Consider the following 25,365-nt stretch of genomic DNA (forward strand, 5'->3'; position numbering starts at 1 on the left):
CTGATCACTCCCCCGGCACAGTCGCCCTTGCCGCCGCCACCATCCCCGCCGCGATCGCCGCGACCTCCTCGGGGGTGCAGATGTACGGCGGCATCGCATAGATCAGCTTTCCGAACGGCCGCAGCCACACGCCCGCCGCCACCGCCGCGTCGGTGGTGAGCCGCATGTCCACCGGCCGCTCCATCTCGATCACGCCGATCCCGCCGAGCACCCGCACGTCCGCCACACCGGGCAGGTCCCGGGCAGGCTCCAGCCCGGCCGCCAGCCCGGCTCCGAGCGCTGCCACCTCAGCGCTCCATTCCCTCGAGAGCAGCAGTTCGACCGCCGCGACGGCGACCGCGCAGGCGAGCGGGTTCCCCATGAACGTCGGGCCGTGCATCAGCCCACCGGCCTCCCCTTCGCTGATCGCCGCCGCGACCGCGGTGCTGCACAGCGCGGCGGCGAGGGTCATGTATCCCCCGGTCAATGCCTTGCCGACGCACATGATGTCGGGTGCGACACCGGCGTGGTCGGCCGCGAACAGGGCCCCGGTGCGGCCGAACCCGGTAGCGATCTCGTCGAACACCAGGAGCAACTCGTGCTCGTCCGCGAGGCGACGCAACTCGCTCAGGTAGCGCGGATCGTGGAAGCGCATGCCGCCCGCGCCCTGCACGACGGGCTCGACGATGATCGCGGCCAGCTCGTCCCGGTGCTCGATCAGGATCCGCTCGAACTCGGCGACATAGGCCGGGTCGAACTCGCTCGGCGGGATCGGTGCGAACACCTGCCGGGTCAGCACGTCCGTCCACAGCGAGTGCATGCCGCCGTCCGGGTCGCACACGCTCATCGGCGCGAAGGTGTCGCCGTGGTAGCCGCCGCGCCAGGTCAGCAGCCGATTCTTCGCGGGCCGGCCGAGCGCCCGCTGATACTGCAGGCACATCTTCACGGCGACCTCGACGGACACAGACCCCGAGTCGGCGAGGAACACCTTGTCCAGCCCCGCCGGGGTGATCTCGACGAGCAGCTCCGCAAGCCGGGCGGCCGGCTCGTGGGTGAGGCCGCCGAACATGACGTGGCTCATCCGCCCGAGCTGGGCGGTCGCGGCGGCGTCGAGCACCGGGTTGCGATACCCGTGCACGGCCGCCCACCACGAGCTCATCCCGTCGATCAGTTCCGTGCCGTCGGCCAGCGTCAGCCGGACCCCGCTCGCACTGTCGACCACCAACGCGCTGGTGGACGCCGGAAACGCGCCGTACGGATGCCAGAGGTGCTCGGCGTCGATGTGGGAGATCTGATCTGCGGTCAGCGGGGCTCGGGACACACCAGGACCCTAGCGAGCCGCCTCGCGCTACCCGTGCCGGACCGGGCAGCCGCCCTGATAGTCCACCTGAAGCTCCTTGATCCCGTTGATCCACCCGGACCTCAGCCGGCGTGGATCGCCGATCCTGCTCAGGTCCGGCATGTGGTCCGCGATCGCATCGAACATGATCCCCACCTCCATGCGGGCGAGATTCGCGCCGACGCAGTAGTGGGCGCCGGTGCCACCGAAGCTCAGGTGCGGATTGTCGGCCCTGGTGATGTCGAATTCCATCGGGTTCTCGAAGACGTCCTCGTCGAAGTTCGCCGACGCGTAGAACATCACCACCCGGTCGCCCGCCGCGATCGCCTGGCCACCGAGCACGGTGTCACCGAGGGCGGTCCGCTGGAACGCAGTCACCGGTGTCGCCCAGCGGATGATCTCGTCGACGGCGGTCGCCGGCCGCTCCCGCTTGTACAACTCCCACTGGTCCGGGTGGTCGAGGAACGCCATGATCCCGTGCGTGATCGCGTTGCGCGTCGTCTCGTTGCCCGCGACGGCGAGGATCAGCACGAAGAAGCCGAACTCCTCGGAGGTGAGCGCCTCACCGTCCACATCCGCCTCGACGAGGGTCGTCAGCAGATCGCCTGCCGGACACTGCTTGCGCTGCTCGGCCATCAGGTACGAGTACCCCAACAGCTCCGTCGTGGCGGTGACCGACGCCGACGCGAACTCCGGATCGTCGTATCCCATCATCTGATTCGACCAGTCGAAGATCCTGCCGCGATCATCCTGCGGGACACCGATCAGCTCGGCGATCGCCTGCAGTGGGAGTTCGGAGGCCACCTGCGTCACGAAATCGCCCGTGCCGCCTGCCGCGGCCTGCTTCACGATCGATTCCGCGCGCGCCTGCAACGCCGGGCGCAGGTCCGCGATCGAGCGCGGGGTGAAGGCCCGGGAGATCAGCTTCCTGAGCTTGGTGTGCTCGGGCGCATCCTTGTTGAGCAAGAGGTTCCGCAGCATCTCGATCGTCTCGCGCGGGGTGCCATCGGCGAACCTGGGGATCGCCGAGTTCTGCCAGGTGGAGTAGACGGCGCCATTGCGCGACACCTCCTTGACGTCGGCGTGCTTGGTGACGGCCCAGTACCCACCGTCACCGAAGCCGCCCTTGTCCGGCGACTGAGGGCTCCACCAGACCGGCGCGGTCCTGCGGAGGTCCGCGAACTCCTCGGCCGGCAGCCGGTCTGCGTACACGGCGGGATCGGTGAGGTCGAAACCGTCCGGGATGTTCGGTGTGCGCACTGCAATCTCCTCGTCCTCGGGTGAGTGTCATGACGAGCGTCACACGGCGAAAAGGGCTAGTGCTTGGCAGATTTCGCCAAGGTCATCACCGTGATTTGTGTGACCCGCACACCGGGATCCCGATCACCGGCCGAAGGTGTCGAAGCACTCCAACGCCAGCTCCAGCGGCAGGCGGTTCGACGCCAGGTCCCGGCCGAGGACCTCCTCGACCCGCTGGATCCGGTAGCGAACGGTGTTCTTGTGCACGCCGAGCCGTCGCGCCGCGGCCTCGTGGTTTCCCCAGCAGGACAGGACCGCGCGGACGGTGTCGCGCAGGCGCTCGGACGCGGCGTCGTCCCCAAGCATGCCCCGCAGCTCACGTTCGACGAGCGCGGACCGAGCAGCGGGATCCTGCGATACCAGGGACACGACCTCCACGTCGCGGTATCGGGTGAGCGTGCGGCGTTGCCTGCCGTTCTCTGCGATCGACCGGGCGGCCCGCGCCTCGCGATGACTGCTCCGGAATCCGTCGACCCCGGCGCCCTCGCCACCGACCGCGATCCGGACTCCTGCCGGGACCAGCGCGGCGTGCTGTGGATCGGTACCGAGACGATCCCCGTCGACCATCCAGGCCCACAGTCCCCTGGCGCCGGACGGTACGCAGAGCAGGTCGGTGGCGGATACCGCCCTGGCCAGCCGGAGAACGATCGGCTCGAGGTCGGCGACGGGGTCGAATCCCGGCGCCGCGTCCTCCGCCCACACGATGAGGGCGGTGTGCGACCGGTGTAGCGGGTACGCCATCCGAGCGGATGCGTGAGCGACGTCGACGGTGGTGCCGTCCAGGATCTCCCGGACCGTGCCGATGCGCTGCGAGAACGCACCTCGAAGCAGGCTCTCCCGCTCGCGGGTGTACGTCGTGTTGAGCTCCTCGAGCATCGTGTTCATCAACTCGCTGGTCTGCTCCCACATCATCGTCATCAGCGCCACCGCGAAGTCGCTCGGCAGATCCTGCTGGGCGACGAAGTCGGTGGCGAACCCGAGCACGGCGCGATGGCAGGCGTGGTCGAACTGGGACAGCACCCGGAGTTCGAGGCCGCGGCGGGCGATGGTCCGGGCGAGCGCGTGGCACTCACCCGAGACGGTCGGCGTCGCGCGGGCACCGTCGACCGGGATCTCCGTGCCGAGGAACACCCGGAACTGGCTCCGGATCGCGACCTTGAGGTCGCGCTGCAGCTCCGCGTCCGCCGCCAGCTCGGGGACGTCCGCGCAGATCGACGAGTCGAGCCGGTCGATGAACCCCTCGAAATCGGCGCGACTGAACGTCGAGCTCACGTACTCGCGCATCCACCGAGCTGCGGACCCCGGACTGTCGATCGACCCCATGCGGACATTGTGTGCAGATCGCACAATCCTTCGACGTCGTATGGCATGAATGTTCAAACAGACACGGATGAATTGTGCGAATCGCACATATCCAGTGAGGGTGCCCCTGTGCCGCGGGACCGCGACGTCGACAGGAGGGCTCGCTCGGCGCGGGCTAGGGTCGAGTCATGGCACACACGGAGAGCCCGGCCATCGCGGTGTGGCCGGGCAGCGCCTATCCGCTCGGCGCGACCTACGACGGCGCGGGGACCAACTTCTCGCTGTTCTCCGAGGTGGCCAACGCGGTCGAGCTCTGCCTGATCGCCAAGGACGGCACCGAGACCCGGGTACCGCTCGAGGAGGTCGACGGCTTCGTCTGGCACGCCTATCTGCCCGCGATCGCACCCGGACAGCGCTACGGCTTTCGCGTACACGGCCCGCACGACCCCGACGCCGGTCAGCGCTGCGACCCGGGCAAGTTGCTGCTGGACCCATATGGCAAGGCGTTCGACGGCGCGTTCGACGCCGATCCCGCGGTCCACACGTTCGGCTCGGACTCGCTGGGACACACCATGACCACCGTGGTGATCAACCCGTTCTTCGACTGGGCGTCCGATCGTGCGCCCCGTCGGCCGTACCACGACACGCTGATCTACGAGGCGCACGTCAAGGGGATGACGGCCACCCATCCCGCTGTGCCGGAGGAGCTTCGGGGCACCTACGCCGGTCTCGCGCATCCCGCGATCATCGACCACCTGCGCGGCCTCGGGGTCACCGCGATCGAGTTGATGCCCGTGCACCAGTTCATGCACGACCAGACCCTGATCGATCTCGGACTGCGTAACTACTGGGGCTACAACACCTTCGGATTCCTGGCCCCGCACGCCGACTACGCCGCATCCACCAAGGCGGGCGGCGCGGTCACCGAGTTCAAGGCGATGGTGCGGGCGTATCACGAGGCGGGCATCGAGGTGATCCTGGACGTGGTCTACAACCACACCGCCGAGGGCAACCACCTGGGCCCGACGATCAACTTCCGCGGCATCGACAACGCCGCGTACTACCGCCTCGTCGAGGGCGACCTCGCGCACTACATGGACTACACGGGCACCGGCAACAGCCTCAATGCCCGGCACCCGCACACCCTGCAGCTGATCATGGATTCGTTGCGGTACTGGGTGACCGAGATGCACGTGGACGGGTTCCGCTTCGACCTGGCGTCCACCCTCGCCCGCGAACTGCACGACGTGGACCGGCTGTCCGCGTTCTTCGACCTGGTGCAACAGGACCCCATCGTCAGCCAGGTCAAGTTGATCGCCGAGCCGTGGGACGTCGGCGAGGGTGGCTACCAGGTGGGCAACTTCCCGGGACTGTGGACCGAATGGAACGGCAAGTACCGCGACACCGTCCGCGATTACTGGCGAGGCGAACCGTCGACCCTCGGCGAGTTCGCCTCCCGCCTGACCGGCTCGTCGGACCTGTACGAGGCCACCGGCCGCAGGCCGAGTGCCAGCATCAATTTCGTCACCGCGCACGACGGCTTCACCCTCGCGGACCTGGTGTCCTACAACGAGAAGCACAACCAGGCGAACGGCGAGGACAACAACGACGGCGAGAGCCACAACCGATCCTGGAACTGCGGGGTGGAGGGTCCGACGGACGACCCCGAGATCCTCTCGCTGCGGGCCCGCCAGCAGCGCAACCTGCTGGCCACCCTGATGCTCAGCCAGGGCACCCCGATGCTCGCGCACGGCGACGAGATGGGCCGGACCCAGCACGGCAACAACAATGTGTACTGCCAGGATTCACCGCTCGCCTGGATGGACTGGTCACTGGCCGAGACGAACGCGGACCTTGTCGAGTTCACCCGCAACGTGATCGCCCTGCGCGCCGCACATCCGGTGTTCCGCCGCAGGCGGTTCCTCGAGGGCGGCCCGATCCGGTCCGGCGAGCAGATCCGCGACATCGCCTGGCTGACACCGGCGGGCGAGGAGATGACCACGGAGGATTGGGGTAGCAGCTTCGGCCGCTCGCTCACGGTGTACCTCGACGGCGAGGGCATCCAGGAGCCCGATCAGCGCGGCAGGCGCGTGGTCGACGACTCGTTCCTGTTGTGTTTCAACGCCCATGACGAGGCGCTCGAGTTCACCATCCCCGACGACGGCGACGGCGCGCACTGGGCGGTCGCGCTCGACACCGCCACCGGCACCGGACTCGTGGACGCGGTCGTCGGCGGCGGCGGGACGATGAAGGTGGCGCCGCGGTCGGTGGTCGTGCTGCGCTCGGTTCCGTGACCGTGCCGGCGATCACCGGGACGTACCGGCTGCAGCTGCGCGGGGACGCGTTCACCCTCGACGACGCCAGGCGGTTGGCGGACTACCTCGACGATCTCGGCGTCTCCCACCTGTACCTGTCCCCCGTCCTGACCGCGGCCGCGGGGTCGACCCACGGCTACGACGTGACCGACCCGGCTTCGGTGTCACCCGCGCTCGGGGGCCGGGAATCCCTTGTGGCGTTGGCGTCCGAGCTGCGCGGCCGGGGCATGGGGCTGATCGTGGACCTGGTGCCCAACCACGTCGGAGTGGCCGACCCGAGGCAGAACCGCTGGTGGTGGGACGTACTGAAGCACGGCGCCGGGTCCGATTACGCGTCGTTCTTCGACATCGACTGGGCCCAGGGACGATTCGCGGTGCCGGTGCTCGGCGACGACGAACCACTCACGGTCGACCGCACCGGCCCGGAGCCCATGCTCGCCTACTACGACCACCGCTTCCCGATCGCGCCGGGAACCGATGGCGCCGACGCGACGGCAGTGCACTCGCGGCAGGCCTACGAGCTGGTCGACTGGCGCAGCGGCCGTGTCGGCTACCGGCGGTTCTTCACCGTCAACGAGCTGGCCGCGTTGCGCCAGGAGAACCAGGAGGTGTTCGAGGCGAGCCACCGCGAGCTCCGGACCTGGGTGTCGGACGGCCTCGTCGACGGGGTGCGGATCGATCACCCCGACGGGCTCACGGACCCGGCCGGCTACCTGCGCCGCCTGCGGGAGCTGCTCGGAGCGGACCGGTGGCTGGTGATCGAGAAGATCCTGGCCCCCGGCGAACCCCTCGACCCCGCGCTCCCGGTGGACGGCACTACCGGCTACGACGCGCTCGGCGAGCTGACCGGGGTGTTCCTCGACCAGTCGGGCGAACGGGAGCTGACGGACCTGCACCTGCAACGCACGGGCGACCGCGGCGACGCCGAATCGCTGCGGCGGTCCGAGCGCGAACTCAAGCGCGAGGTGCTGCGCGGCGCGCTGGCCCCGGAGGTCCGCCGCGTGGTCGGCGCGATCCGGCGCGACTCCCCCACCGACGTCGAATCCGAGGCACTGACATCGGCCGTGGTGGAGACCGTCGCGCGGGTCCCCTACTACCGCACCGACTACGGCCCGACGTCGGGTGCGCTCGGCGAGGCGATCGGCGTGGTGGCCGCGGAGCATCCGGAGCTCGCCGGGGCGTTGTCGGCGCTGTCCGCGGCGGATCGCGCGGAGGGCGACGCGGCGGCGCGGCTGCAGCAGGTGTGCGGCGCCGCGATGGCCAAGGCCGTCGAGGACCGCCTGTTCTACCGGACCGCACGGTTGATCTCCGCGCAGGAGGTGGGCGGCGACCCGGGCAAGTTCGGTGTGTCGGTCGCGCAGTTCCACCTCGCGCAGGCCCGGCGGGCTCGGGACTGGCCTGCCGCGATGACCACCCTCTCCACCCACGACACCAAGCGGGGCGAGGATGTGAGGGCCCGGATCGGCGTGCTGTCGCAGGCGTCGGGGCTGTGGTCCCGCTCGGTGCGCGCCTGGGAGGAGCTCACCCCGAGCCCGGACCCCGCCACCGGACTTTTCCTGTGGCAGTCGATGTTCGGGGTATGGCCGGTCGTCGGGAACCCGGACGCCACGGTGCGCGAGCGGCTGCACGCGTACGCGACGAAGTCCGTGCGGGAATCCGGCGTCCGGACGTCCTGGGAGCGCGTCGACGCGACCTTCGAGTCGCGGATGCACGCGTGGATCGACGACGCGATCGACGGTCCGGTTGCGGCATCGATGTCGGATCTGGTCCGAACCCTCGCGCCGCACGGCCGGGTCGACTCCCTCGGGCAGAAGCTGCTGCAGTTGGCCGGGCCGGGCATCCCGGACGTGTACCAGGGCACCGAATTGTGGGAGGACTCGCTGGTCGACCCGGACAACAGGCGGCCGGTGGACTTCGGCGTGCGGCGGCTGCTGGCGGCCGACCTGCGTCCGGTGTCGGCTGTCGATGCGGTCGCGAAACTGACGGTGACCCGGGCGGCGCTGCGCCTGCGGCGCGAACGCCCGTCGAGCTTCGTCGGTGGCGCCTACGCACCGGTGACCGCCGACGGTGCGGCGTCCGCCCATCTGGTCGGGTTCCTTCGCGGCGAGGACGTGATCGCGGTGGCCACCCGGCACAGCCTCGCGCTGTCCCAGCGGGGGTGGCGCGGAACCTCGGTTGCGCTGCCGCCCGGCACCTGGACCGACCGACTGAACGGGCACGTGTTCACCGGCACGGTTCCAGCCGAGGAGTTGCTCAGCCAACTGCCGGTCGCACTGCTCGCCCGCGGCTGACCAGCGCTCCGTCCACTGACCGGGACGATTCGGCACACGATGACAGAATTTCGCCTAACGTGATCTGTAACACGTTCACACCGCACGCGGGAGGCTCACAGCAATGGCGAATCGGTTCGAGGGCAAGGTCGCATTCATCACCGGCGCAGCGCGCGGTCAGGGCCGGGCGGAGGCGGTCAAGTTCGCGCAGGGCGGCGCCGACATCATCGCGCTCGATGCGTGCATCGACTTCGACTCGACGCCCTACGCGGGCGCCACCGAGGAGGACCTCGCCGAGACCGTCCGCCTGGTCGAGGAGCAGGGCCGCAAGATCGTCGCCACCAAGGCCGACGTCCGCGACTTCGCCGCCGTCACAGCCGCGCTCGACGCCGGCGTCGAGGCCTTCGGCCGCCTGGACTACGTGGTCGCCAATGCCGGCATCTGCTCGGCCGCACTGTCCTGGGAGATCACCCCGGAACAGTGGCAGGAGACCATCGACGTCAACCTGACCGGCGTCTTCTTCACCTGCAAGGCCGCCATCCCGAAGCTGATCGAGCAGGGCGAGGGCGGCTCCATCGTCGTCACGAGCTCGGTCTCCAGCCTCAAGGGCGCACCGTTCTTCGGACACTACGTCGCCAGCAAGGCCGGCATCGCCGGACTGACCCGGACCATGGCCAACGAGCTGGGCATGCATAGGATCCGCGTCAACAGCGTGCACCCCTACGGCGTCGCCACCGGCATGGTCATGTCCGACGTGCTCCCGCTCATGGAGCGCTTCGCCGAGACGCTCGCCCCCGCATTCATCCCGTCGCTGCCCGACGGATTCAGCCAGCCCGAGGACGTGGCGAACGTCGTCGCCTTCCTCTGCTCCGACGAGGCGCACCACATCACCGGCATCAACATGCCGATCGACCTGGGCAACGCCGCGCGCTGACCCGACCACTCCAACGAACCGCCGACCGGGTGATCCCGGCCGGCGGTTCGTCTTTGCAACGGGAATCCGGCGATAGGCTGCCGTCGTGACCCCGCAAGAGGCATACAAGTCCGACCTGATCGATCGGCTTCAGGTGCTGCGCGAAACGGTGCTGTGGAAGCTGGACGGCCTCACCGAGTACGACCTACGACGCCCCCTGACTCCGACCGGCACGAATCTCCTCGGGCTCGTCAAGCACCTGGCAGCCTGCGAATTCGGCTATTTCGGTTACGTTTTCGGCCGCCCGGCCCCGATCGAGCTGCCATGGGACGTACCCGGCGCCCAAGAGAATGCCGACCTGTGGGCCACGCCCGATGAATCGACGGACTTCATCGTGGACGGCCTCTACCGACGCTCCTGGGATCACGCCGGGCAGACCTTCCACGCGCTCGACCTGGACGCGCCGGGCTCCGTGCCCGGATGGCCCGAACCGCGCGTCACCCTGCACCAGATCCTGGTGCACATGAACATCGAAACGGCCCGGCACGCCGGGCATGCCGACATCGTCCGCGAGATGATCGACGGCACCGCGGGCATGACCGAGGACAACGACAACTTGCCCCACGCTACCGCCGAACTCCGTCGCGCCCACTTCGAGCGAGTCCAGGCCGCCGCCGAGACGTTCCTCTGAACTGAAGTCGGTTTCTTGTCGGACCTCCGGCGTAGAATCGAATGTATGTTCGAGAACGGTGACGGGGTCGGTGAGGTGAGGTCCGGTGTGGAGGCGGAGGCCGCCTCGCTGCTGGCCGACGTCGCCGCCCTCGACGAGGTCGTTAGGTCGTGTCGGGCGGAGAATCGGTTCGCGGCGCGGAAGGTGTTGGCGGCGGGTCGGTTCTGGGAGTCGTGGATCGAGCGCGATGTCCGGTTGGGGTCGGGTGACATCGTGGACTGTGGCAACGGTGCGGTCGCCGAGTTGGCGGTGCGGATGGGCTGCTCGAAGACGGTCGCGGAGTCTCACGCCTCACTGGGGATGGACCTGCGGTTGCGGCTGCCCCTTGCCCGGGCCGCGTTCGAGTCCGGTGAGTTGGATCTGCCTCGGGTGCGGGCGATCAGTCGCGAGACGACGGGGCTGAAGCCGGAGACGGTGGCCGCGTTGGAGCCGGGGATCGTGGCGGCCGCACGGCAGCTGACGCCGGGCCCACTCGCCGGGGAGATCGGCCGGCTCGTCTCGGAGTTCTCGGCGGAGGAGGCGGCCGCGCAGCGGGAAACCGCACAGGAGTTGGGGCGCCGCATCGTCAAGCGTTCCCGCGGCACCATGTCCACCATCGAGGTGAATGTGTCGCCGGAGGAGGCCGAGCAGGTGATGCAATTGGTCGCCGAGTTCGCGGCCACGGTCTGTCCGCATGACAAGCGCGGCAAGCGGTGCCGGTTGGTGGATGCGGTGTTGGCGATGATGCACGGCGAGCCGTATCTGCGGTGCAGCTGCGACCGCACTGACTGCGCGCAGGCGGGCCGGGCCGCGCTGCCGGGGCGGCGGGCGCCGCTGACCCAGGTCACCATGGACGTTGCGACGCTGGTGGGGCTACTGTCCGAACCCGCCTACCTGCACGGGCACGGGCTGATCGACCCCGAGCTGGCCCGCAGGCTGGCGGCGGACGGAACCTGGCAGGCGCTGCTCATCGAGGCATTGAACCTGGCGGAAGAGCTGGGGCTGGTCACCCATCGGGAGGACGACGGGACCGACAACGGCAACCACGGCGCCGCCGACTGCGACGGGGCCCACGACTCCGACGACCGACCGACGGCAGAACCGGTCGACGACCCGGCGGGAACGGTCGGAGCGGTCAATGGGATTGCGCCGGAGTCGAAGTCAGTGGAGAGGTCGGCTCATACCGAGGCCGACCCACCCGAAGTCGTTCCTCCGCCCCCGCTGCAACCGCCGCGGTTCTGCGTGCGCTCGTACCTCGCCCGCGGCAGTCGCAGAAAAGCCGGCTACCTCCCCGAATTCGGGACGCTCCCCGTGCCGCGACCCTGCACCGCATCACCACCGAGCAGCGAGCATCAGCACCCGACACCGCCGGACGGCAGCGCCTCACCGATGCTGCCCGACCCATCGGTCCCGACCAGCATCGGCACCATCACCGACGCGATCCTCGCCGCCATCGATGCCGACCCGACCCTGGCCCGACCGGAACATCCCGACGGGCACGGCGGCCTGACCGCCCCACCCGACGGTGCCCTCACCTACCGCCCCGACGCAGCGACCACCGCGCTCGTCCACGCCCGCGACGGCCACTGCCGATTCCCCGGCTGCACCAGACCGGCCGCCGGATGCCAACTCGACCACATCATCGAATACCTGCCCCACGACCCGATCGCCGGCGGTTGGACCATCGCCGCCAACCTGCACTGCCTCTGCCAGTTCCACCACCAACTCAAAACCCTTGGCCTCTGGACCGTCACCGCACTCCCCGGCCACGCAATGCTCTGGACCTCCCACACCGGCACCACCGCCCTCACCCTCCCCACCGGCGCCCACGGCAGCCACACCATGAAGACACCCGCACCACCTATCTCCGGCCGCCGCGGCCACACCCCACGACCGAGCCCGGCCACGTCACCGGACCCGCCACCGTTCTGAGACCGAAACGCACCCGCACCGACTGCACCACGCCGTTCCTTGCGGCATGCTGGGGCAATGACTTCCGTGCATCGTTTCGAGGTCTGGGCACCGATCCCGCAGAAAGTGCAGCTACATCTCGACGGGGAGCTGCATCCGATGTCGCGGGACGAAGACGGCTGGTGGCGCGCCGCTGTCCCCGCGAACCGGGACAGCCGCTACGGCTTCGTCCTGGACGACGATCCCACGGTGCTCCCCGACCCGCGTTCGCCGCGCCAGCCCGACGGCGTGCACGCGCCCTCACAGCTGCACGAGGTAGACCCGGACGCCTGGACTGATCGCGAATGGACCGGACGCAGGCTCGCGGGCAGCGTGGCCTACGAACTGCACGTCGGAACCTTCACCCCCGAGGGCACCTTCGACGCCGCCATCGCCCACCTCGACCACCTCGTGGACCTCGGTGTCGGGTTCGTCGAACTGATGCCGGTGAACGGATTCAACGGCGAACACAACTGGGGCTACGACGGCGTCCTCTGGTACACCACGCACGAGCCCTACGGCGGACCAGACGGCCTGCAGCGGTTCGTCGACGCCTGCCACCGGCGCGGACTCGGGGTGATCCTCGACGTCGTCTACAACCACCTCGGCCCGTCCGGCAACTACCTCGACCGATACGGGCCCTACCTCGCGGACACCGAGAACCCCTGGGGCGCAGCGGTCAACATCGCGGGTCCGCTCTCGGGCGAGGTGCGCCGCTACATCATCGACAACGCGCTGCGCTGGCTGCGCGAGTTCCACATCGACGGACTACGCCTCGACGCCGTGCACGCGCTGGTCGATCTGACCGCCACCCATCTACTCGAAGACCTGTCCGTCGAAACCGAGACGCTGTCAACGCATCTGCGCAGGCCACTGACCCTGATCGCCGAGAGCGATCTCAACGATCCCGCCCTCATCGCGCCCCGGTCAGCGGGCGGCCACGGCCTCGACGCGCAGTGGAACGACGACATCCACCATGCCGTGCACGCCGCGGTGTCCGGCGAACGGCAGGGGTACTACGGCGATTTCGGCTCGATCCAGTGCCTCGCCACCACCCTGCGCCAGGGCTTCTTCCACGCGGGCACCTATTCCAGTTTCCGGGGCCGTACCCACGGCCGGCCGCTCGACGTGCGGCTGACGCCGGCCAGCTCGCTGCTCGCGTACACCTGCACGCACGACCAGGTGGGCAACCGCGCGACCGGTGATCGTCCGGGGCGCTACCTGAACCCGGGCCAGCTGGCCGTCCGGGCGACGCTGGTGCTTGGCTCGCCGTACACCCCGATGCTGTTCATGGGTGAGGAATGGGGCGCGGCGACGCCCTTCCAGTTCTTCACCTCACACCCCGAACCGGAGCTCGCCGAGGCCACCGCCTCCGGTCGCAGGCGCGAGTTCGCCGAGCACGGCTGGGAGGTCGGCGCCATCCCAGACCCGCAGGACCCGCAGACCTTCCTGCGGTCGAAGCTGAACTGGGACGAGATCGCGGTGCCCGAGCACCGGCGGCTCCTGGAGTGCTATCGCGCCCTGATCGCTGTGCGAGCCGCGCGATCCGACCTGACCGATCCGTGGCTCGAGCACCTGGTCGTCGACTACGACGAGGACGAGCGGTGGATCGTGCTGCACCGCGGCAGCATTCGGATTGCCTGCAACCTCGGTCCGGACCCGGTGACGGTCCCGGTCGGCGGCCACCCACTGTTGTGGTGGGAGCCACCGACCCAGGATGCCACCGGGTCGGCGACCGTCGTCCCCGGACATTCCTTCGCGATCCTCGACGCGGGAAGCGCCGACTAGCGCGAGCGCATCATCCGGTACACCAGTACCGCGTTGGCGAACAGGATGATCGCGGTGGCGGCCGCCGCCACGTGCATGCCGCTGACGAAGGACAGGTGCGCGGAATCGAGCAGCTGCGCTCCCACCATGTCCGGGGCGGACTTGGCCACACTCACCGCGCCGCCGAGGGTTTCCTGAGCGGAGTGAGCGTCGTCCGTGCCGAGCGCCGACACGTCGAGTCCCTTGCGGAAGATGGCCAGTACCACGCTGCCCAGGACCGCGACACCCAGTGCGACACCGAGCTCGTATGCCGTCTCGGACACCGCCGACGCCGCACCCGCGCGCTCCGGCTCCACCGAGCCGACCACCAGGTCGGAGGTCAGTGTCAGCGCGATGCCGACACCGGAGCCGGTCAGCATGAACGCGACGATGAACAGTCCCGCGCCGCCATCGGCGTGCAGCCACAGCATCGTGGCCGCACCGATCGACGAGACCGCCAGCCCGATACTGAGCACCACGCTCGGCTGCCAACGACGGACGAACCAGGCGGCCGCCAGCGAGAAGACAACGCTCATGGCCGTGCCCGGCAGCATCAACAGGCCCGCCTGCAACGGCGTCTTGCCCAGTACCAGCTGCAGGTACTGCGACCCGAAGAACAGCACGCCGGACAGCGCGAACACCGAGAGCAGGTTCGTGACCACCGCGGTCGAGAACGCAGGGCGCGCGAACAGGCTCAGGTCGAGCATCGGATCCGGGAGGGTGCGCTGCCGGTGGATGAAGGCCCATCCGGCGGCCACGCCCACCGCGCCGATCGCCGCGAGGGCCACGGTCGGGCCGTGCACGACCGACTCCTTGACGGCGTACACCAGCGGGATCATCGCCAGCATCGACAGGCCGGCACTCACCAGGTCGAAGCGGCCCGGGTTGGGGTCCTTCGCCTCCGCGATCACCATCGGACCGACGACGATGAGCACCGCCATCACCGGGATGTTGATCAGGAACACCGAGCCCCACCAGAAGTGCTCGAGCAGCCAGCCGCCGACCAGCGGCCCCGCCGCGGCACCACCACCGGCCATCGCACCCCACACGCCGATCGCGGTGGTCCGCTGACGCGGGTTGACGAAGATGGTGCGGATCAGGCCCAGCGTCGCAGGCATCAGCGTGGCACCCGAGATGCCCTGCAGCACGCGGGCCGCGATCAGCATCTCCGGGCTCACCGACCAGGCGGCGATCATCGACGCGATGCCGAAGCCGGCGGCGCCGATCAGCAGCAGCCGACGCCTACCGATCCGGTCACCGAGGGTGCCCATCGTGATGAGAAGTCCGGCGAGCACGAACGAGTAGACGTCGATGATCCAGAGCAGCTGTGTACTGCTCGGCGCGAGGTCCGCGCTGATGGACGGCATGGCCAGGTCCAGGACCGTCGCGTCGACCGAGATCAGCAGGACGGAGAAGGCGAGGACGACCAGACCGAGCCAGTCACGGGCGCTCGCCCGCACCTCTGTCGGATCGAACGTCGGGCCCTTGCCCGCGATGACAGACACGATTACTCCCAAAAGTGTTGATTAAAGAAAACCGACTGAACCGTCCAGCCGGTACAGTCGCTCACTCAGGTTAGCAGCCAACCGTCCAGCCGGTACAGTGATCCTCGTGACAGACAAGGCGGCAACTGGAACCCGCGACCGCATCCTCGACGCGCTGGAACGACTACTGCTCGAACGCGGCCTCTCCCAGATCACCCTCGAGGCCGTGGCCGCCGAGGCGGGCGTCTCCAAGGGCGGGCTGCTCTACCATTTCCGCAGCAAAGACGCCCTGCTCGCGGGCATGGTCCGTCGCCTCGGCGAGCGCTCCGACCAGCAGCTCGCGGAGGCGGGCACCTCGGTCTCCGAGTGGTATCTGCAGACCGTGGACGCCAACACCACCAACGAGCTCGCGCTCTTCCAGTCCACGATCGCCGCGCTTCGCTCGGTGGACGGCCAGCCGGGTGAGATCCAGCAGGCAGTCATCGACATGATGCGGTCCTGGGACGAGGGTCTGCGTGCCGAGTTCGACGACCCGGTCCAGGCCGAGATCGTGCGGCTCGTCGGCGACGGCATCTACCTCGCGGCGCTCCTCGGCCTGCCCCAGCCCGACCCCGAGCTGTATCGCAAGGTCGTGGACCGCCTACTCGGCCGCGAGGGCCACGCCGAGCCGGCCTGACGACGGCCTCCCCCTCGTATCGAACGCGACGGAGAGAAGGCGGCCGGTCGCAGATGGTTCAGCCACCGTTGCTCCCTGCCAGAGATCTGATGACGGTTTCGAGCACGTCGAGGGCCTCGCCGAGCAGGTCCTCGCCGATCACCAGCGGCGGGACCAGCCGGATCACATTGCCGTAGGTGCCGCAGATCAGCACGATGACGCCCTGCTGGAACGCCTGTGCCGCAATGGCCTTGGTGATGTCCGGGTCCGGCTCGATGCCGCCCGGCCGGACGAACTCCATCGCCTGCATGGCCCCGCGGCCCCGCACCTCGCCGATCACGTCGACCTCGGCCGCCAGCGCCCGCAGCCGGCGCTGCGACAGCTCCCCGATCTGCCGAGCGCGTCTGGGCAGATCCAGCTCGCGCATCGACTCGATCGCGGCGAGCGCCGCCGCACAGGCGATCGGGTTGCCGCCGTAGGTGCCGCCGAGCCCGCCTGGATGCACCGCGTCGAGCAGCTCGGCCCGGCCGGTGATCGCGGCGAGGGGCAGGCCGCCCGCGATGCCCTTGGCCATCGTGATGATGTCCGGCACGATGGCCTCGTCCTCGCTGGCGAACCAGGCGCCGGTGCGGGCGAAGCCGGTCTGCACCTCGTCGGCGATGAAGACGACCCCGTTCGACCGTGCCCAGTTGGCCAGCTCGGGCAGGAATCCCGGTGCGGGCACGATGAATCCGCCCTCGCCCTGAATCGGTTCGATGATCATCGCCGCCACCGTGTCGGCACCGATCTGCTTCTCGATCTGGCTGATGACCCGGCGTGCCGACTCGGCGCCGCCGAGTCCGGCCTCGTCGCGGAACGGATAGGACATCGACATCCGGTAGATCTCCGGGGCGAACGGACCGAAGTTCGCCTTATAGGGCATCGCCTTCGCGGTCAACGCCATCGTCAAGTTCGTGCGTCCGTGGTAAGCGTGATCGAAGCAGACGACGGCGTTTCTACCGGTGGCCAGCCGCGCCACCTTGACCGCGTTCTCGACCGCCTCCGCGCCGGAATTGAACAGCACCGAACGCTTTTCGTGGGTGCCCGGGGTCAACACCGCCAACTCCTCGGCAACCGCGATGTACCCCTCGTATGGGGTGACCATGAAACAGGTGTGCGCGAAATGCGCGGCCTGCTCGGAGACCGCCTGTGCGACCGCAGGGTTGGAGGCACCCACGCTGTTGACCGCGATGCCGGCCCCCATGTCGATGAGCGAGTTGCCGTCCACGTCGACAAGGACGCCGCCGTCGGCATCCACCGCGTAGACGGGAACGCTCGACCCCACCCCCGCCGCCACGGAGGCCTTGCGGCGGACGGTGAGAGCCTGTGATCTCGGCCCGGGCAGCGGAGTACGGAGCATCCGTTCCTGCGGCAGTCGGTACCGGAGTACATCCATGGTGTCGGTCCTCGATGTGCGGGAGCGGAGGGAATCACGCTCAGTCGTTGGCACTCATGACGTGCTTGATTCGGGTGTAGTCCTCGACCCCGTAGGCCGAAAGGTCCTTGCCGTAACCGGAGCACTTGAAGCCGCCGTGGGGCATTTCCGCGACGAACTGAATGTGGCAGTTCACCCACACCGCCCCGAAATCGAGTGCGGCGGACATCCGCTGGACAGTCCCGTGGTCCCTCGTCCACACGCTCGAGGCCAGACCGAACCGGACATCGTTGGCGAGTTCGACAGCCTGTTCCTCGTCGGTGAAGGGCTGGACGGTCAGCACCGGGCCGAAGGTCTCCTCCTGAACGATGTCGTCGTCCTGTCGCACGCCGGTGACGACGGTCGGTTCGAGGAAGAAACCCTTCTCCCCCATCCGCTTTCCACCGGTAACGATCCTCGCGTACCCAGGCAGCGAGGCGATCTTGCCGGTCACCGCAGCGAATTGTTTGACATTGTTGAGTGGCCCGTAGAAGGTGTCCGGGTCGGTGGGCAGCCCGGCCTTGAGGCCCTTTGCCTTGGCCACCAGCGCCTCGACGAACTCGTCGTGGATCGACGCGTGCACCAGCACCCTCGTGGCGGCCGTGCAATCCTGGCCCGCGTTGAAGAACGCCGCCTCGGCGATCCCACCTGCGGCCTTGTCGACGTCGACGTCCGCGAACACCACCGCGGGAGCCTTGCCTCCGAGTTCGAGGTGGGCCCGCTTGAGCTGCTTCGCCGCCGACACCGCAACCGCGATACCCGCGCGGACCGACCCGGTGATCGAGACCAGGCCGAGGTCGGGATGCTCGACGAGGGTCGCGCCGGTGCCGCCGTTGCCGAGCACGACATTCAGCACACCGTCGGGCAGGATGCCCTTCGAGAGCCGGGCGAGAACCAGCGTGCTCTCGGGGGTGGTGTCGCTCGGCTTGAGCACCACCGTGTTCCCGGCGGCGACCGCGGGCCCGAGCTTCCAGATGGCCATCAGGAACGGGTAGTTCCACGGCGTCACCTGACCGACCACGCCGATCGGTTCCCGCCGGACGTATGAGGTGAATCCGTCCTTGTACTCGCCGGCGGACCTGCCCTCGAGCATGCGAGCCGCGCCCGCGAAGAATCGGAGCTGATCCGCGCCGACCTTCACCACGACGGCGGCGATGACCGCCTTCGGCTGGCCGGTGTTACGGCACTCGGCATCGACGAGCTCGTCGCTGTGTGCCTCGATCGCATCAGCGAGCGCGAGCAGCGCGGCCTGCCTGACACCAGGGGTGGTCCGCCCCCACGACGTGAATGCCTCCCTGGCCGCGGCGACGGCGGAATCGATATCGGCCTTGGTGGAGATCGGCGCCCTGGCGACCACCGTCTCGTCCACCGGATTGACCACTTCGATCGAATCCGTTGCCGTCGAGGCCACGAAGCGACCGTTGACGTAGTTCTCGAGCAGTTCGACTGCCATGGATTCCCACACCTCCTGGGACGGCTGCGAGTTCACGAGCTGGGACAAGTGTGCGCCACATCACCGCGTCCGCGCAGGAGTACTCGGGCCGAGCGGGAGGGGATCAGAGCGCTATCGTCGCGAGATGACGTGCAGCGCGGTGACCTCGTGGCGCGGTAGGCCGCTGACGCCCACCACGGCCGCCGACTCATCCGGATCCGTGACCGCGACCCCGATCTTGGACTGGTCCGCGCGCGATGCGGAGCGACTCTACGACCGAGTCCTCCCCGCACCGGAAGCTCCGGCGACGCCGACTTCCTTTCTCCGAACCGCGCACACCTGCGTCCGGCGCGAGGTTCGCGGCGTCTACGCACTCGATGACCAGCAACCGATGTCGACGACGATTCGCCGTGGCCGCGGCTCGTGCAGTCAGCGGCTGGCGGTCGTCGAGGGGTTGGCCCGCCGGCATTCGATCCACACCAGGGTTCGCGGCCTGGTCCTGCACGGCGAGTTCTGGTACCCGCGTTTCCGATACCTCCACGGCCTGGTTCCCGATCGAGTCCTGCTCGCCTGGCCGGAATTCCTGGTCGACGGCCGGTGGCTCGACGCGTCCGAGATCTTCGACGGCGGCGACTGCACGATCGATGCGGAGCCCTTCGCCAACAGCGGAGAGGAGACACTGTTCGACGCGCTCGCACGGGCCCCCATCAACTGGGGCGGGCAGTCGTCTCGGTCGTGCCTGGACCTGTCCGGTTTCGTGGCCGCGAACCTAGGCACGTTCGACTCGCGGGACGAGCTGTTCGGGACCTACGGCCAGACGATCGCGCGACCGATCCGAGCGATAACCGAACCGTTCTTCAGCCGGTGGAATGCCCGGTGACGCCTACTCGCCCGGCCGGCAGAAGCGGGTTGCCCTCTGCGAGTTCACCTTCGGTCAGCACGCGGGGTTCCTGGCCGGCGGCGCACCCTCGCCGGCAGTTATGACAGGAGCCCGTTCGGGCATCAGATGCCGCCTCCTGAGTCCCATCACAGTAGCCGGAATTGCACTGCTCAGAGGCGGTTTCGGCAGAAAACGTCGCCGGCCGTGATCGCGATCGTGGACATCTGGAGGATGGCTATTCGGGCAGCTCGGCGGTTATCATTCGAAGCGATGTTCCGGACGGTCTTAGACCAGATCGGGGCCGTCTCCTTGGAATGAGAGGAGCCCCCAAGTGAAACTTCACAAAGGCACGACGCTCTCCGTATTGGTCATCGCGACGATGGGGATCGGCGCCGGTACTTCCTACGCCGCACCGCCGCCCCCGGATGACACGACCATCACCTACCAGGCCCCCGAGAGCCCGGATCCGCTGACCGGTGTGCTCGAACCCCACGAGGTGTACAGCCAGGCTGCCTACGACAACCTGGTCACGCAGTTCGAGATCGGTTGGATGGGTGGTGGAAACATCAACGCGAACATCGGGGCCGGCGTCGGAGCCGTGGTCGGCTGCGTCCTGTTCCTGTTCGTCGGTTGTATCCCCGGGGCCGTGATCGGCGGCGCGGCAGGCGCCATCAGCGGTTCGAGCAATGCGAATCCCGCTCTGGCACCCGCCTTCTTCGACTTCGTGCGGACCCTCCCCTGACCCGACCGGTCAGCCCGACTCACGCCCTGCCTACGTGAGGTAGCGGTAGGCAGGCGAGCCGGGCTCGAGCTGCTCGACGTGCATACCGGATCCGTGCATTCGCTCCAGGAGCGAGTCCAGGCCAGCGGCCGAGCCGAGCTCGATGCCCACCAGCGCCTCGCCGGTCTCCCGGTTGTTCCGCTTGACGTATTCGAAGAGGGTGATGTCGTCCTCAGGACCGAGCACCTCGTCGAGGAACCGACGCAGCGAACCCGGCTCCTGCGGGAAGTCCACAAGAAAGTAGTGCTTGAGCCCGAGGTGGACCAGCGAACGCTCGAGGATCTCGCCGTAGCGCGACACGTCGTTGTTGCCGCCTGAGATCAGGCAGACCACCGTGCTCCCCGGCTCGACCTTCACCAGCTCCAGTGCCGCCACCGACAGCGCACCCGACGGCTCGGCGATGATGCCCTCGTTCTGGTAGAGACCGAGCAGCGCAGTACAGACCGCGCCCTCGTCGGTGTGGATCATGGCGAACGTACCTTCGCCCGGGATGCCGGAGCGCGGCTGGGCCATCAGCGGCAGCGAACCGTGCGAGACGATGCCTGCGCCCAGCGCGGCCATCACCTCGAACGGCAGGTCGCCGATCCGACGGACGGCCGTTCCGTCCACGAAGGGGTCGATCTCGGGCAGCGTCACCGGGCCACCCGCGACGAGCGCGGCCGTCATCGATGCGGCGCCGCTCGGCTCGACGCCGACGATCGCGGTGTGCGGGGAACGCTCGTGCAGGTACGTGGCGATTCCCGCGATCAGCCCGCCGCCGCCGACGGGGACGATCACCGTGCCCGGCTGCTCGCCGAGCTGTTCGACGATCTCGGCCGCGATGGTGCCCTGGCCTGCCGCTGTTCGCGGGTCGTCGAAGGGCGGCACCATCGTCGCGCCGGTCCGCGCGACGTCCTCCTTGGCCGCCGCCGCGGCCGCGTCATAGGTCTTGCCGGTGGCGATCAACTCGACAAACGTGCCGCCGTGCGCCTTGATCCGGTCACGCTTCTGCCGCGGCGTGTTCGCGGGCACGTAGATCCGGCCGCGGATCTGCATCGTCCGACACGCGTAGGCCACGCCCTGCGCGTGGTTGCCCGCGCTGGCACACACCACGCCCGACTCCCGCTCCTGCGCCGTGAGCTGGACCATCAGGTTGTAGGCGCCGCGCAGCTTGAACGACCGGACGACCTGCAGGTCCTCGCGCTTGAGGTACACCTTGGCACCCGTGGCCGCCGACAGCCGCTCGCTGAACTGGAGCGGGGTCACCGCGACGACGTCGGAAATTCGCCTCTGGGCAGCATCGATCTCGTCCGCATCGAGCGGCAGAGTGGCCATCAGGTCGGCGAGTTCCGGGGATTTCGACACCTCAATATGCTGCCACCTGCGCTCGCGGGTCGGCGACCCGACCCGGCATCTCAGCCCCGGGGGTCGAACTGGGAGGGCCTGGGAATGTTCCGCAGATTGGATTTCGCCATCTGCACGGCCTCACCGACCCCGCCGTTCATCACCATCTTCGACATCGCGAGGGCAAAGCCCTTGACCTGCCCGCCGGTGATCGACGGCGGCAGCGACAGCGCATTCGGATCGGTCACGAGGTCGACCAACGCAGGGCCCGGATGCGCCAGCGCCTCCCGCAGGCCGGTCCCGATGTCCCCGAGCACTTCGTGCAGGGAGGTACCCCCAACCGAAATCGGGCAGCCCGTCGACCAGCATCTCGAGCTTGACCATCCCGAGGGTCGAGTTGTTGAACACCACGATCTTGACGGGGATCCGGAACGAGGCGACGGTGACGAGCTCGCCGAGCAGCATCGACAGCCCACCGTCGCCGGACACCGAGATCACCTGCCGGTCCGGCGCGGCGAGCTGCGCTCCGATCGCGTGCGGGAGCGCGTTGGCCATCGAGCCGTGCAGCGCCGACGACAGGAAACGCCGCGACCCGTTCGGGTTCAGATAGCGCGCGGTCCACACGTTGCACATCCCGGTGTCGGCGGTGAACACCGCATCCTCCGCCGCAAGGTCGTCGAGGATCGACGCCGCGTATTCCGGATGGATCGGCGTGCGCTGCTTGACCGGGCTGGTGTACGCCCCGACCACCTTCTCCATCAGGGTGCGGTGCCGATCGAGCGACCGTTCGAGGAACTCCCGGTCGGTCTTGCGGTGCACCAGGGGGTTCAGCGCCCGCAGCGTGCTGACCGTGTCGCCGTGCACCGCCAGATCCAGGCTCGTGCGCCTGCCCAGCTTCTCCCTGGCGACGTCGATCTGCGCGGTGCGGACGTCGTCGGGCAGGAACTGGTCGTACGGGAAGTCGGTGCCCACCAGGAGCAACAGGTCCGCCCCGTGCATGCCGTCGTGCGCGGCGCCGTAGCCGAGCAGGCCGGCCATGCCGACGTCGAACGGGTTGTCGTACTGGATCCACTCCTTGCCCCGCAGCGTGTGGCCCATCGGCGCGGCAGCGGTGTCGGCGAGAGCCAGCAGCTCGTCCCTCGCCTCGCGGACCCCCGCGCCCGCGAAGATCGCGACCCGCTCGGCGGCGTTGATCGCGTCGGCGAGGGCCCGGACGTCGGCGTCGGCGGGCACGACCGCCGGCGGCCGCGTCTTGACCAGCGTCGGCGGGGTGCCCGCGGCCGGAAGGTCGGCGATGTCGCCTGGCACCGTGATCACCGCGACTCCCGACCGGCCGAGCGCGTGCTGCATCGCGGTGTGCACGATCCGCGGCGACTGTGCGGGGGTGCTGATCATCTCCGCGTACTGCGAGCAGTCGACGAACAGCCGGTCCGGGTGGGTCTCCTGGAAGTAGCCGGTACCGATCTGGGTGCTCGGGATGTGCGAGGCGATGGCGAGCACCGGCGCCCCCGATCTGTTCGCGTCGTACAGCCCGTTGATCAGGTGCAGGTTGCCGGGCCCGCAGGATCCCGCGCAGACGGCCAGCTCGCCGGTGATCTGCGCTTCGGCTGACGCCGCGAACGCCGCCGCCTCCTCGTGCCGGACGTGAACCCAGTCGATGCCGCCCGCGCCCGCGCCGCCGGTGCGGCGGACCGCGTCGACGATCGGGTTGAGGCTGTCACCCACGATGCCGTAGATCCGGCGGACGCCCGCGGCGACGAGCTGGGACACGATCTGGTCTGCAACGGTCTCCGCGGCCACGGCGGCCCTCCTGGCTACTGAGGGGTGAGCACGAATACGGGGATCTGGCGGTCGGTCTTCTTCTGGTACTCCGCGTAGTCGGGCCAGACCGCGACGGCACGCTCCCACCACACGGCCTTCTCCTCGCCGGTGACCTCGCGGGCGATCATGTCCCACTTGGCGGGGCCGTCCTGCAGCTCGACGTGCGGATCCGCGACGACGTTGTGGTACCAGACCGGATGCTTCGGCGCGCCACCGAGCGAGGCGACGATCGCGTACTCCCCCTCGTGCTCGACGCGCATCAACGGGGCCTTGCGGAGCTTGCCGGATCTGGCGCCCTTGGTGGTGAGCAGGACCACCGGCTTGCCCTGCATGGTCGTGCCCTCGGTTCCGCCCGAACTCTCATACAGCTCAGCCTGATCGGCGGACCACTTCATCGGACTGGGCTCGTATTCTCCTGTCAGCGGCATGCCCTCAGTGAACACCTCCGGCCACGGCCGTGCAGCCCGACGGGCCGAAGTCAGCCCAACGAACTCAAGTGTTCGTTGGACCGAACTTCGATCTCCTAGTAGCCTGAACTCATGACCACCGCCGACTTCGCCACCACGCCACACCGGAGTGCGCGCGGCCGTGGCGCCTCGGTGAACCTGGCGGGTACCGAATGGCCGCTCTACAAGCTCGAGGCGCTGGCCGCGGGCCTGCTGGTGTTCGTCGCCCTGCTCGCCATCACCCAGGCGATGCAGCCTGCCGTGCTGGTGGCCGCCGCGGCCACCGTGGCCGTGTGGTGGGCGCGCCGCCTGTACTGGGCAGGCGACCGGGTCACGCGGTCCGGCCGCTAGCCACCGCCACCTGGGCCGAGCGGTTACGCTCGATGCCGTCCAGCAGCACGTCGAGCCCGACGGCGAAGTTCTCGGTCGCCTCGTCCTCGAGATCCGGCGCCCGACCGCCCTCCAGGAACGCGTCCCGCTCCTCCGCGGCGGCCTCGACCCCGAGCCGCACCAGCATCGGAAAGCGTTCGGCGAAGTCCGGGGCCACCTGCTGCAGAAGTGCGGACCGCGTCGACCACCACTGCTCGTCCGACATCCCGGTCGCGCCGGCCGCCCGCCGCGAATCGGCAACCGCCGCGGCGGCGCCGCGCACGAAGTGGAACAGCGCGCCGACGACCCGGCGCAGGACCCGAGCGGACAGTCCGGCCTCGAACAGGATCCGCACCAGCGCCTCGAGGACGGCCTGCTCGTCGGGTCCGAGCACCGGGCGCGCATAGGAGACCGTCAGCGTCCACGGATGCCGGATGTAGAAGGCCCACAGGTCCCTTGCCCACGATGTGACGGCCGGACGCCAACCCTCCGCGAGGTCGTAGTGGGTCGGCAGCTCGCCGTGTGCCCTGTCGTACATCAGGTCCACCAGCTCGGCCTTGCTCGGCACGTAGGTGTACAGCGCCATCGCCGTGCGCCCCAGCCGGGCGCCGACCGCACGCATGGACAGACCCGCCATCCCGGCTTCATCCGCCACCTCGATGGCGGCCGCGACGATCTCGTCCACGGTCAGCGCCTGCCTCGGCCCCGGCGCGGATCTCGGGACCTCGGGCGCCCGCCACAGCAGCGCCATCGATCGGGCGGCATCGCTGTGACCTGTACCTACACTCACCGAACTCAACTCCTTACGGGGTAAGCAATCGCGATCATTGTTGCCTTAC

Annotated in this window: 19 protein-coding genes and 1 pseudogene; 10 read left to right on the forward strand and 10 right to left on the reverse strand. The window is 68.9% G+C overall.

Going from position 1 to position 25,365, the window contains the following annotated elements:
• Positions 1 to 4 precede the first annotated feature (4 nt).
• The 3 genes from JOE46_RS06625 to JOE46_RS06635 form a co-directional block, all read right to left on the reverse strand.
• Positions 5 to 1,300 (reverse strand): adenosylmethionine--8-amino-7-oxononanoate transaminase, encoded by a 1,296-nt coding sequence (locus JOE46_RS06625; RefSeq protein WP_097214343.1) that lies wholly within the window; start codon positions 1,298 to 1,300, stop codon positions 5 to 7.
• 27 nt (positions 1,301 to 1,327) lie between these two features.
• A complete protein-coding gene (locus JOE46_RS06630; protein ID WP_209926617.1) occupies positions 1,328 to 2,578 on the reverse strand; it encodes a cytochrome P450 in 1,251 nt (416 codons plus the stop codon).
• Positions 2,579 to 2,701: 123 nt separating this feature from the next.
• Positions 2,702 to 3,940, reverse strand: coding sequence for a CdaR family transcriptional regulator (locus JOE46_RS06635; protein ID WP_245220956.1), 1,239 nt, complete (start codon positions 3,938 to 3,940; stop codon positions 2,702 to 2,704).
• A 167-nt stretch (positions 3,941 to 4,107) separates the two neighbouring features.
• On the opposite strand from JOE46_RS06635, the gene glgX reads away from it, so the two are divergent.
• The 6 genes from glgX (at position 4,108) to treZ (ending at position 13,864) form a co-directional block, all read left to right on the forward strand.
• A complete protein-coding gene (glgX, locus tag JOE46_RS06640) occupies positions 4,108 to 6,213 on the forward strand; it encodes a glycogen debranching protein GlgX (RefSeq protein WP_209926618.1) in 2,106 nt (701 codons plus the stop codon).
• 2 nt (positions 6,214 to 6,215) lie between these two features.
• Positions 6,216 to 8,525: a malto-oligosyltrehalose synthase gene (gene treY, locus JOE46_RS06645; protein ID WP_097214359.1), complete on the forward strand. Its 2,310-nt coding sequence runs from the start codon at positions 6,216 to 6,218 to the stop codon at positions 8,523 to 8,525.
• Positions 8,526 to 8,628: 103 nt separating this feature from the next.
• Complete coding sequence (locus JOE46_RS06650) at positions 8,629 to 9,438, forward strand: mycofactocin-coupled SDR family oxidoreductase (protein ID WP_097214346.1); 810 nt, start codon at positions 8,629 to 8,631, stop codon at positions 9,436 to 9,438.
• Positions 9,439 to 9,523: 85 nt separating this feature from the next.
• Positions 9,524 to 10,108, forward strand: coding sequence for a DinB family protein (locus tag JOE46_RS06655; protein WP_209926619.1), 585 nt, complete (start codon positions 9,524 to 9,526; stop codon positions 10,106 to 10,108).
• A gap of 45 nt (positions 10,109 to 10,153) precedes the next feature.
• Complete coding sequence (locus JOE46_RS06660; RefSeq protein WP_209926620.1) at positions 10,154 to 12,058, forward strand: HNH endonuclease signature motif containing protein; 1,905 nt, start codon at positions 10,154 to 10,156, stop codon at positions 12,056 to 12,058.
• 66 nt (positions 12,059 to 12,124) lie between these two features.
• Complete coding sequence (gene treZ, locus JOE46_RS06665; RefSeq protein WP_209928980.1) at positions 12,125 to 13,864, forward strand: malto-oligosyltrehalose trehalohydrolase; 1,740 nt, start codon at positions 12,125 to 12,127, stop codon at positions 13,862 to 13,864.
• Here the strand turns inward: treZ and JOE46_RS06670 are convergent.
• A complete protein-coding gene (locus tag JOE46_RS06670) occupies positions 13,861 to 15,387 on the reverse strand; it encodes an MFS transporter (RefSeq protein ID WP_179800574.1) in 1,527 nt (508 codons plus the stop codon). The two genes, treZ and JOE46_RS06670, sit on opposite strands and share 4 nt — an antisense overlap.
• Positions 15,388 to 15,493: 106 nt before the next feature.
• Between JOE46_RS06670 and JOE46_RS06675 the strand changes: the two genes are divergently transcribed.
• Positions 15,494 to 16,042, forward strand: coding sequence for a TetR/AcrR family transcriptional regulator (locus JOE46_RS06675; protein ID WP_209926623.1), 549 nt, complete (start codon positions 15,494 to 15,496; stop codon positions 16,040 to 16,042).
• 58 nt (positions 16,043 to 16,100) lie between these two features.
• Here JOE46_RS06675 and gabT read toward each other — a convergent pair whose 3' ends face one another.
• Both gabT and JOE46_RS06685 read right to left on the reverse strand, forming a co-directional pair.
• Positions 16,101 to 17,456: a 4-aminobutyrate--2-oxoglutarate transaminase gene (gene gabT / locus JOE46_RS06680; protein WP_209926625.1), complete on the reverse strand. Its 1,356-nt coding sequence runs from the start codon at positions 17,454 to 17,456 to the stop codon at positions 16,101 to 16,103.
• 40 nt (positions 17,457 to 17,496) lie between these two features.
• Positions 17,497 to 18,927, reverse strand: coding sequence for a gamma-aminobutyraldehyde dehydrogenase (locus JOE46_RS06685; protein ID WP_209926627.1), 1,431 nt, complete (start codon positions 18,925 to 18,927; stop codon positions 17,497 to 17,499).
• Positions 18,928 to 19,051: 124 nt separating this feature from the next.
• On the opposite strand from JOE46_RS06685, the gene JOE46_RS06690 reads away from it, so the two are divergent.
• The gene (locus tag JOE46_RS06690) at positions 19,052 to 19,786 is read left to right on the forward strand and encodes a hypothetical protein (RefSeq protein ID WP_245220958.1); all 735 of its coding nucleotides are present in this window, start codon (positions 19,052 to 19,054) and stop codon (positions 19,784 to 19,786) included.
• Positions 19,787 to 20,117: 331 nt separating this feature from the next.
• Positions 20,118 to 20,528, forward strand: a complete 411-nt coding sequence (locus tag JOE46_RS06695; RefSeq protein ID WP_257017500.1) for a hypothetical protein — start codon at positions 20,118 to 20,120, stop codon at positions 20,526 to 20,528.
• A gap of 30 nt (positions 20,529 to 20,558) precedes the next feature.
• Here JOE46_RS06695 and ilvA read toward each other — a convergent pair whose 3' ends face one another.
• The 3 genes and pseudogenes from ilvA to JOE46_RS06710 all read right to left on the reverse strand — a co-directional run bounded on the left by ilvA (position 20,559) and on the right by JOE46_RS06710 (position 24,139).
• Complete coding sequence (gene ilvA / locus JOE46_RS06700) at positions 20,559 to 21,911, reverse strand: threonine ammonia-lyase IlvA (protein WP_097212198.1); 1,353 nt, start codon at positions 21,909 to 21,911, stop codon at positions 20,559 to 20,561.
• Between the two features lie 50 nt (positions 21,912 to 21,961).
• Positions 21,962 to 23,690, reverse strand: a pseudogene (locus JOE46_RS06705) (pyruvate dehydrogenase).
• A 14-nt stretch (positions 23,691 to 23,704) separates the two neighbouring features.
• Entirely contained in the window at positions 23,705 to 24,139 is a 435-nt protein-coding gene (locus JOE46_RS06710; protein WP_209926629.1) for a nitroreductase family deazaflavin-dependent oxidoreductase, read from the reverse strand.
• A gap of 111 nt (positions 24,140 to 24,250) precedes the next feature.
• On the opposite strand from JOE46_RS06710, the gene JOE46_RS06715 reads away from it, so the two are divergent.
• Positions 24,251 to 24,508 carry a hypothetical protein gene (locus JOE46_RS06715; protein WP_209926631.1) on the forward strand — a complete coding sequence of 86 codons (258 nt, stop codon included), beginning with the start codon at positions 24,251 to 24,253 and terminating at the stop codon, positions 24,506 to 24,508.
• On the opposite strand, the gene JOE46_RS06720 is transcribed toward JOE46_RS06715, so the two are convergent.
• Entirely contained in the window at positions 24,489 to 25,316 is an 828-nt protein-coding gene (locus JOE46_RS06720) for a TetR/AcrR family transcriptional regulator (protein ID WP_307861257.1), read from the reverse strand. The two genes, JOE46_RS06715 and JOE46_RS06720, sit on opposite strands and share 20 nt — an antisense overlap.
• Positions 25,317 to 25,365: the final 49 nt, after the last annotated feature.

The organism is Rhodococcus sp. PvR099, assembly GCF_017833315.1.
Taxonomy (GTDB): domain Bacteria; phylum Actinomycetota; class Actinomycetes; order Mycobacteriales; family Mycobacteriaceae; genus Rhodococcus_G; species Rhodococcus_G oryzae.

Coding starts and splice junctions, on each gene's coding strand:
- JOE46_RS06635 (WP_245220956.1), bottom strand. CDS start 3,940: ATGGGGTCGATCGACAGTCCGGGGTCCGCAGCTCGGTGGATGCGCGAG.
- glgX (WP_209926618.1), top strand. CDS start 4,108: ATGGCACACACGGAGAGCCCGGCCATCGCGGTGTGGCCGGGCAGCGCC.
- JOE46_RS06650 (WP_097214346.1), top strand. CDS start 8,629: ATGGCGAATCGGTTCGAGGGCAAGGTCGCATTCATCACCGGCGCAGCG.
- JOE46_RS06660 (WP_209926620.1), top strand. CDS start 10,154: ATGTTCGAGAACGGTGACGGGGTCGGTGAGGTGAGGTCCGGTGTGGAG.
- gabT (WP_209926625.1), bottom strand. CDS start 17,456: ATGGATGTACTCCGGTACCGACTGCCGCAGGAACGGATGCTCCGTACT.
- JOE46_RS06685 (WP_209926627.1), bottom strand. CDS start 18,927: ATGGCAGTCGAACTGCTCGAGAACTACGTCAACGGTCGCTTCGTGGCC.
- JOE46_RS06690 (WP_245220958.1), top strand. CDS start 19,052: ATGACGTGCAGCGCGGTGACCTCGTGGCGCGGTAGGCCGCTGACGCCC.
- JOE46_RS06710 (WP_209926629.1), bottom strand. CDS start 24,139: ATGCCGCTGACAGGAGAATACGAGCCCAGTCCGATGAAGTGGTCCGCC.
- JOE46_RS06715 (WP_209926631.1), top strand. CDS start 24,251: ATGACCACCGCCGACTTCGCCACCACGCCACACCGGAGTGCGCGCGGC.